Here is an 8,745-nt window from a genome sequence, read left to right as displayed (position 1 = left end):
CCGACGGCGGCCAGCAGCGCCAGCGCGGCGGCGCCGGCGCGACGGACGGTCGCGGCGGCGCGCGAACGGCGCTCAGGCGGCAGCCGCAGCGCGGCGAACACCGCGCCGTGCAGCGTGAACACGGCGACCACGACGGCCCCCCACAACAGTGAATACGGCCCCACCAGTGTCTCAACCCCCGGCCGCCCCTCGGTCGGCACCCCCTGGGCGACGTTGCCCAGCAGCAGTCCCCACGCGAACGGGACGGCCGTGCTCGCCACCACGACGACGGTCTCCCAGCCGTCCTGCCATGCCCGCGAGGGGCGCCGGCTGCGGAACCACACCGCGATGTCGCGCAGTACCCACGCCACCACCAGCCCGACGACCAGCGGGTAGTAGGCGGACAGCAGGTCCTTCTCCAGCCCGGGGAACGCGCCGATCAGGATGCCGGCAGCGGCCACCAGCCAGACCTCGCCGCCCAGCAGGAACGGCCCGAGCGCGGTCAGCAGCAGCCGGCGCTCCGGCCCGCTGCGTCCGATGCGCCGCAACGACGCGCCGAGCCCGAGAACGGCGCCGTCGAGCACCGACCAGCCGGTGAGCAGCAACCCGAGCAGGCCGAGCCAGAGGATGTCCATGTCAGTCCTTCCCCACCAGCACGAGTTCCGGTTCGGGCTCCTCACGAGCGGCGCCGTCGGAGCCCAGCACGAGGTCGTACGGGCCGCGCCGGGCCAGCCGGGCGATCAGCCACCAGTCCAGCACGGCGAGCGTCGCGAACAGCACGCCGAAGACGATCAGACTGGTCAGCACGGTGCCCGCGGCGTGCGACGAGACCGCCTCGGCCGTGGTCAGCTCGCCGTAGACGACCCACGGCTGCCGGCCCACCTCGCGGATCAGCCAGCCGCAGGCCACCACCACGAACGGCCACGGCAGCGTCCACACGTAGAACCGGTGCCAGAACCGGCGGAGGACGGCCGGGCGCGCGCGGTCGAAGGCGTTCTTGATGAGGAAGAACACCAGCCCGAAGAAGATCAGCATGTACAGCGTCCCGCTGATCTCCATGAGCGGCCAGGCGAACGAGATCCACGTCGGCGGGGTCCAGTCGCCCGGGCCGTGCAGCCGTTTCATCTCGGCCTGGAACTCGGCCCGCTCCGCCGCGGACCCGCCCAGCGCCAGTTCCTTGCCCTCGGTCAGGTAGCCGAACTGCGCGTAGCCGTTGCCGACGGCGAACACCGCGGCCACCGCGCCCACCACGACGGCGACCCGCAACGAGCGGCGGAAGAAGTCGACGTCCGGAGGGTCATGCAAAACCGACGGGCGACGGGGGGCCGAAGGTCCCCCTGAGTCCTCGGTCCGGGTTGATGCTGCCCGGAGAGAGTTCGCGATCTTTGCGTGACCCGACGTCTGGACATGACTGGCCGTGCCGCGCAGGAAGTGCCACGAGCAGATGCCGACCATGACGATGCTCCCCGTCAGCAGGCAGACCGGGACGATGTGCAGCAAGGCCCCGACGGCCTGGTGGTTGGTCAGCAGAGCACCGACGTCGTCGATGCGCGCCACCCCGTCCTCGACGACGTGGCCGACGGGATCCTGCAGGAACCCGTTGGCGACCATGACCCAGTACGCCGACAGGTACGCCGTCAGCACCACCAGCCAGATGAGCGCGGTGTGCACCCAGCGGTTCAGCCGGTGCCAGCCGAAGATCCACATGCCGAGGAAGGTCGACTCCAGGAAGAACGCGACCAGCGTCTCGGTCGCCAGCGGTGCGCCGAACACGTCGCCGGCGAACGTCATCAGCCCGCTCCAGTGCAGGCCGAACTGGAACTCCATGGCCAGCCCGACCACGATGCCCATCGCGTAGTTGACGACGTAGAGCTGGCCCCAGTAGCGGGTCAGGCGCTCGTGGACCTCTCTCCCGGTGACCGCCCAGCGGGTCTGGAAGAACGCGACGACCGGCGCCAGGCCGAGCGTGAGCACCACGAACAGGAAATGGAAGATCGCCGTCAGCGCGAACTGCAGCCGCGACACGTCCAGCACGCTCATCCTCGCCCCTCCCCGCGCCAGATTTGCCTGTCTACCTGTAGGCAGGCTACATGATGATGCGTAGACTACCGACATGAAGGCCGACGCCCTCCGCGGGAACCTCGACGCGCTGATCCTCGCCGTCGTCCGCGACCGGCCCCTGCACGGCTACGGCGTCTCCGAGGCGCTGCACGCGCGCAGCGACGGCGCCGTCGACCTCCCCACCGGCACGCTCTACCCCGCGCTGCGGCGGCTCGAGCGGCTGGGCTACCTGCGCAGCTCCTGGGACACCGTCGGCGGACGCAAGCGGCGCACGTACGAGATCACCCGCGAGGGCAGGGGCTACCTAGCCGCGCAGCAGCAGGCCTGGAGCGAGATGAGCAGCGTCATGAACGCCATCCTGGGCCCGGCGTGAGGTCAACCGCAGGCAGCTCACCGCCAGCCAGCTGATCCACAGCGCCGACACCACCGACAGCAGCGACATCAGCACGAGCTCGGGCCCTTCCCACTCGCCCACGCTGGCCGGCGCGAACGCGCTCAGCACCACCCCGCTGCCGACGTGCAGGGCGACGTCGGCGAGCGTCACGACGGCGACCACCCGCACCACGCGGCGAGTGGGCAGCCGGCGGGCGCCGCGGCCCAGCGCCAGCACCGCGACGGCGGACAGGCCCATGAACCCGAAGCTGGAGACGTCGACGGCGCGCGACAGCACGCCGTACCACGGGGACGGCTCGGGCCAGCCCTGCGCGGCGGCCGCCGTCGTCCAGGTATAGGTGGCCAGCGCGAACTGCACCGAGCCGAGCACGACCACCAGCCCGGCCAGGTAGCGCGCCGCCACGGCGGCCAGCTCCTCGCGCACGCCGGCCGCGACCACCTCGGCCGGGCCGAACTCCTCGACGGCGAGCCGCTCCGCCTCGGCGTCGGTGGCACCGGCGGACCGGTGCGCGTCGGCGGCGTCGAGCAGGCCGTCGCGCAGCTCGCGGAGCATGCTGCGCCGTGGCAGGTACGGTCCACGGACCTCGCGGCGCAACCGGGCGACGTACTGGTCGATCACTGCGCCTCCCGCATGGACGGTTCGCCGCCAGCGTAACGGCCGCCCACCGGAGCGCAGAAGGTCCACGCTGGCATCCCCGGGACCGCTCCGGGATGTCCCCGACCCGCGGCGACCGGTGGACAGGATGTCGACTTGTTCGTACCTAGTGATCTAGGCCACGATTGCGCCGATGCGCGGAGTCGGTGACCGCGACTAATCTGTACCAGAGCAGCCGCGCAGATTCGAACGGAAGAAGGCGAACGCGACAGTGGCCCCCACCGGCCCGGAATCGGGATTCGGACCGAACGAGTGGCTCGTCGAGGAGTTCTACGAGAGCTGGCTCCAAGACCCCACCAGCGTCGACCCCCAGTGGGCGGAGTACTTCGCCGAGCGCAACGCCGCCGGCACCGCCCCCGCCGGACCACCGGGCTCCGCCACCGCCACGAAGCAGACCTCCGCACCGACCGCCACTGCCACGTCCCCCACGAGGACCACCGTGACTTCCACGCCCGCCGCCGCGCCGGCGCAGGCCGCAGCGTCGCAGCCCGCACCGTCGCAGGCCGCCCAGGCTCAGCCCAGCCCTGCGGCCGCCAAGGCCGCCCCGCCGAAGCCGACCCCGGCCCAGCCGGCCGCCAAGGCGCCGGCCCCGCCGCAGGACACCGCGGCCGACCAGCCCGACATCGTCCCGCTGCGCGGCGCACCGGCCCGCACGGCCACCAACATGGAGACCAGCCTCGAGGTCCCGACGGCCACCAGCGTGCGCGCCGTCCCGGCCAAGCTTCTGGTCGACAACCGCATCGTCATCAACAACCACCTCGCCCGGTCCCGCGGCGGCAAGGTGTCGTTCACGCACATCATCGGTTTCGCGCTGGTCAAGGCGCTGCACCAGATGCCCGACATGAACTACGCCTACGCCGAGATCGACGGCAAGCCGGCGCTGTCCAAGCCGCGGCACATCAACCTCGGCCTGGCCATCGACATGAAGAAGTCCGACGGCACCCGGCAGCTGCTGGTGCCGAGCATCAAGGGCGCCGAGGACCTCAACTTCGCCGAGTTCTGGGCGGCCTACGAGGACGTCGTCCGCCGTGCGCGCGACAACAAGCTGACGGTCGCCGACTTCCAGGGCACCACCATCACGCTGACCAACCCGGGCACCATCGGCACGGTCCACTCGGTGCCGCGGCTGATGAAGGGCCAGGGCACCATCATCGGCGTCGGCGCCATGGAGTACCCGGCCGAGTACCAGGGCGCGGCGCCCGAGACGCTGGCCCGGCTGGGCGTCTCGAAGACCATGACGCTCACCAGCACCTACGACCACCGCATCATCCAGGGCGCCCAGAGCGGCGACTTCCTGCGCATCGTGCACGGCCTGCTGCTGGGCCAGGACGGCTTCTACGACGAGATCTTCCGCGCGCTGCGCATTCCGTACGAGCCCATCCGCTGGGCCACCGACGTCCCGCACAGCCACGAGGACGAGGTCAGCAAGCAGGCCCGGGTGCTGGAGCTGATCCACGCCTACCGCGTGCGCGGCCACCTCATGGCCGACACCGACCCGCTGGAGTACAAGCAGCGCACCCACCCCGACCTCGACGTCAGCACCCACGGGCTCACGCTGTGGGACCTCGACCGCGAGTTCGCCACGGGCTCCTTCGGCGGCAACAAGCGGTTCATGCTGCTGCGCGACATCCTCGGCGTGCTGCGCAACGCCTACTGCCGCACCGTCGGCATCGAGTACATGCACATCCAAGAGCCCGAGCAGCGGCGCTGGATCCAGGAGCGGGTCGAGAAGCCGGTCGACCTCACCCCGCGTGAGGACCAGCTGCGCATCCTGCTCAAGCTCAACCAGGCCGAGGCGTTCGAGACGTTCCTGCAGACGAAGTACGTCGGGCAGAAGCGGTTCTCGCTCGAGGGCGGCGAGTCGCTGATCCCGATCCTCGACGAAGTGGTCGAGGCCGCCGCCGAGGCCGGGCTGGAAGAGGCCTGCATCGGCATGGCGCACCGCGGCCGGCTCAACGTGCTGGCCAACATCGTCGGCAAGAGCTACGCGCAGATCTTCGGCGAGTTCCAGGGCAACATCGACCCCCGCACCGTCCAGGGCTCCGGCGACGTCAAGTACCACCTGGGCGCCGACGGCGAGTTCACCGCGCTCGACGGCTCGAAGATCAAGGTCTCGCTGACGGCCAACCCGAGCCACCTCGAGGCGGTCAACCCCGTGCTCGAGGGCATCGCGCGGGCCAAGCAGGACATCCTCGACCGCGGCGAGGAGTTCCCCGTGCTGCCGATCCTGGTGCACGGCGACGCCGCGTTCGCCGGCCAGGGCGTCGTCGCCGAGACGCTGAACCTCTCGCAGCTGCGCGGCTACCGCACCGGCGGCACCGTCCACGTCGTCGTCAACAACCAGGTCGGCTACACCACGTCGCCCGATCAGTCGCGCTCGTCCATGTACTCCACCGACGTCGCGCGCATGGTGCAGGCGCCGATCTTCCACGTCAACGGCGACGACCCCGAGGCGTGCACCCGGGTGGCCCGGCTGGCCTTCGAGTTCCGGCAGGCGTTCAAGAAGGACGTCGTCATCGACATGGTCTGCTACCGCCGGCGCGGCCACAACGAGGGCGACGACCCCAGCTACACCCAGCCGCTCATGTACGACCTCATCGAGGCGAAGCGGCCGGTGCGCAAGCTCTACACCGAGGCGCTGATCGGCCGTGGCGACATCACCATCGAGGAGGCCGAGCAGGTCCTCCTCGACTACCAGCAGCAGCTGGAGCGGGTGTTCGCCGAGACCCGGCAGACCGCGCCCACCAGCGTCACCACGGTGCCCAGCTACCCCGACAAGCCCGCACCCGAGGGCGAGGTCGTCACCGCCACCACGCCCGAGGTGCTCAAGCGGGTCGCCGACGCCTACCTCACGGTGCCCGACGGCTTCACCGTCCACCCGAAGGTGCTGCCGCAGGTGCAGCGGCGGGCGCAGGCGCTCACCGACGGCGGCATCGACTGGGCGACGGCTGAGATCACCGCGTTCGGCGCGCTGCTGCTCGACGGCCGCCCGGTGCGGCTGGCCGGCCAGGACAGCCGCCGCGGCACGTTCGTCCAGCGGTTCGCCTCGCTGGTCGACCGCAAGACCGGCGAGTCGTACATTCCGCTGCAGCACCTCGACGAGTCGCAGGCGAAGTTCTACGTCTACGACTCCCTGCTGTCCGAGTTCGCGGCCATGGGCTTCGAGTACGGCTACTCCGTCGCCCGGCCCGAGTCGCTCGTGCTGTGGGAGGCGCAGTTCGGCGACTTCGCCAACGGCGCGCAGACCATCATCGACGAGTTCATCACCTCCGGCGAGGCCAAGTGGGGCCAGTACTCCGGCGTCGTGCTGCTGCTGCCGCACGGCTACGAGGGCCAGGGCGCCGACCACTCGTCGGCGCGCATGGAACGGTTCCTGCTGATGGCCGCCGAGGACGCGTTCCGGGTGGCGCAGCCGTCCACGCCGGCGTCCTACTTCCACCTGCTGCGCTCGCAGGCGCTGGGCGCGCAGCACCGCCCGCTGGTGGTCTTCACCCCGAAGTCCATGCTGCGCAACAAGCGGGCCGTCTCCGCGCCCGACGACTTCACCGGCACCACGACGTTCCGGCCGGTGCTGGGCGACCCCGAACCGCTCGACGCGGCCAAGGTCGACCGCGTGCTGCTGTGCAGCGGGAAGATCACCTGGGAGCTGCTGGCCGAGCGCGGCAAGCGGTCCGACGACCACACCGCGATCGTGCCGGTCGAGCAGCTCTACCCGCTGCCGGCGCAGGAGATCACCGCCGAGCTGGCCAAGTACCCGAACGCGCGCGAGATCCGCTGGGTCCAGGACGAGCCCGAGAACATGGGCCCGTGGCCGTTCATGGCGCTGCACCTCGCGCCGCGGCTGCCCGACGGCATCCCGTTCCGGCCGGTCACGCGGCCGGCCAGCACGTCGCCGGCGGTGGGCAACCACCACGTCCACCTCGAGCAGCAGAAGGCCCTGCACGACGCGGCGTTCGCCTGATGTACTTCACCGACCGCGGCATCGAGGAACTCGACGAGCGCCGGGGTGACGAACAGGTCACCCTGGGCTGGCTGGCCGAGCGGCTGCGCGACTTCGTCGACCAGAACCCGGAGTTCGAGACCGCCGTCGAGCGGCTGGCCACCTGGTTGGCCCGTGCCGACGACGAGGACGACGACGCCGTCGCCGAGGACGACTGAGTGGCCGATCCCCGCGATGTCCGGGTCTGCGTCTTCGGCGACTCCTTCGTCGCCGGCGTCGGCGATCCGAAGTCGCTCGGCTGGGTCGGCCGGGTCGCCGCTCGCACGCCGCCGTCCACTGGTGTCGACCTGACGGCGTACCCGCTGGGCGTGCGCGGCGAGGCGACCGAGGAAGTGGTCGTCCGGATGCCGATGGAGTCCGCGCCCCGCTTCGCCCGCGGCGACGAGCACCGCGTCGTCCTGGCGCCCGGCGTGGCCGACGCCCACCGGGGCGTGCCGGTCGCGCGGTCGGTGGCGGCGCTGGAGTTCGGCCTCTCCTCGGTGAGCGTCCCGGCTCTGGTGGTCGGGCCGCCGCCGGTCGGCGACGACGCCATGGTGGCGCGCATCGGCGAGCTGGACGCCGCCTGGGCCGACCTGTGCGCGCGGCGCGAGGTCCCCTACATCGCGACGTTCGGGCCATTGAGCGCCAACTCGGCCTGGCAGCGCGCCCGCGCCGACGACGGCATCCACCCCGACCAGACCGGCTACGGCCTGCTCGCCTACCTCGTACTCAACGGCGGCTGGTACCCGTGGCTGGGCGTCGAGGCGCCGCGCACGCCGGTCAAGGACCGCCGGGTCCCCCGCGCCACGTCGTGAGCCCGCGGTGAGCCGAGGACGGGCTCTTCAGCTACCTCGAGGCCGATCCCAGCACGGCGAGTCATTCCTCGCCCTCGTCGGCCCGGCAGCCCAGACGTGCGCCACGCCTGACCCCCTCCCAAGTTGATCTTGGAGTTGTTCGGCCATCTATCGGACATTTCACCCCACATGTGCCGAACAACTCCAAGATCAACGCCGGCTGGGGCGGCGCACGATGGGCGTTCGCCCGGCAACGGTGTGTGAACGCTGTCGCCGGACGGGAGGCGCCGGCCTGACGTCCACGCGTCAGGGGGTGAAGACGACCTTGCCGAAGACGTCGCCGGCGTCGAGGGCGGCGAAGCCGGCGCGGGCCTCCGCCAGCGGCAGGACGCTGTGGATGGGCGGGCGCAGGCCGGTCCGCTCGCAGAAGGCCAGCAGCCGGACCAGTTCGTCGCGCGTCCCCATCGTCGAACCGAGCACACGCAGCTGCAGGAAGAACACCCGGTTCAGCTCAGTCTCGGCCGCGTAGCCCGACGTCGCGCCCGAGACGACCAGCGTGCCGCCGGGTCGCAGCGACCGCACCGAGTGCGCCCACGTCGCCGCGCCCACCGTCTCCATGACGGCGTCGACGCGGGCCGGCAGCCGGGCGCCACTCTCGAAGACCTCGTCGGCGCCCAGCGCCAGCACGCGCGACGCCTTCGACGGGTTCCGCGACGTCACCCACATGCGCGCGCCGGCCGCCGCGCCCAGCGCCACCAGCGCCGTCGCCACGCCGCCGCCCGCGCCCTGCACCAGCACCGTCTGCCCGGGCGTCACCCTCGCCTGGGTGAACAGCATGCGGTACGCCGTCAGCCAGGCGGTCGGCAGGCAGGCGGCCTCCTCGA

8 protein-coding genes are annotated in these 8,745 nt (G+C 71.4%); 4 read left to right on the top strand and 4 right to left on the bottom strand.

Annotated features, from left to right (window positions below; translation table 11 throughout):
* A partial coding sequence (locus DY240_RS25855; RefSeq protein ID WP_147375527.1) for a cytochrome d ubiquinol oxidase subunit II occupies positions 1 to 614 on the bottom strand: 614 nt, incomplete at its 3' end.
* A gap of 1 nt (position 615) precedes the next feature.
* Positions 616 to 2,019: a cytochrome ubiquinol oxidase subunit I gene (locus tag DY240_RS25850; RefSeq protein ID WP_119662559.1), complete on the bottom strand. Its 1,404-nt coding sequence runs from the start codon at positions 2,017 to 2,019 to the stop codon at positions 616 to 618.
* Between the two features lie 73 nt (positions 2,020 to 2,092).
* On the opposite strand from DY240_RS25850, the gene DY240_RS25845 reads away from it, so the two are divergent.
* Complete coding sequence (locus DY240_RS25845) at positions 2,093 to 2,413, top strand: PadR family transcriptional regulator (protein ID WP_119662558.1); 321 nt, start codon at positions 2,093 to 2,095, stop codon at positions 2,411 to 2,413.
* Here the strand turns inward: DY240_RS25845 and DY240_RS25840 are convergent.
* Positions 2,345 to 3,052: a permease prefix domain 1-containing protein gene (locus DY240_RS25840; protein WP_119662557.1), complete on the bottom strand. Its 708-nt coding sequence runs from the start codon at positions 3,050 to 3,052 to the stop codon at positions 2,345 to 2,347. The genes DY240_RS25845 and DY240_RS25840 overlap by 69 nt on opposite strands.
* 247 nt (positions 3,053 to 3,299) lie before the next feature.
* Here DY240_RS25840 and DY240_RS25835 point away from each other — a divergent pair, with 247 nt between their 5' ends.
* Genes DY240_RS25835 through DY240_RS25825 form a run of 3 tightly spaced genes read left to right on the top strand, consistent with a single transcriptional unit; the run spans position 3,300 to position 7,882 of the window.
* Complete coding sequence (locus DY240_RS25835; RefSeq protein ID WP_119662556.1) at positions 3,300 to 7,049, top strand: multifunctional oxoglutarate decarboxylase/oxoglutarate dehydrogenase thiamine pyrophosphate-binding subunit/dihydrolipoyllysine-residue succinyltransferase subunit; 3,750 nt, start codon at positions 3,300 to 3,302, stop codon at positions 7,047 to 7,049.
* The gene (locus tag DY240_RS25830; RefSeq protein WP_119662555.1) at positions 7,049 to 7,246 is read left to right on the top strand and encodes a DUF6104 family protein; all 198 of its coding nucleotides are present in this window, start codon (positions 7,049 to 7,051) and stop codon (positions 7,244 to 7,246) included. The genes DY240_RS25835 and DY240_RS25830 overlap by 1 nt, the downstream gene beginning before the upstream one ends.
* Entirely contained in the window at positions 7,247 to 7,882 is a 636-nt protein-coding gene (locus DY240_RS25825) for a GDSL-type esterase/lipase family protein (protein WP_119662554.1), read from the top strand.
* Positions 7,883 to 8,167: 285 nt separating this feature from the next.
* On the opposite strand, the gene DY240_RS25820 is transcribed toward DY240_RS25825, so the two are convergent.
* A partial coding sequence (locus tag DY240_RS25820) for a zinc-binding dehydrogenase (protein WP_147375526.1) occupies positions 8,168 to 8,745 on the bottom strand: 578 nt, incomplete at its 5' end.

Origin of the sequence: Jiangella rhizosphaerae, assembly GCF_003579925.1 — a bacterium.
Classification (GTDB): Bacteria; Actinomycetota; Actinomycetes; order Jiangellales; family Jiangellaceae; genus Jiangella; species Jiangella rhizosphaerae.
Note: the sequence above shows the minus strand (reverse complement) of the source record. Positions and strands in the feature narration are given on the sequence as shown.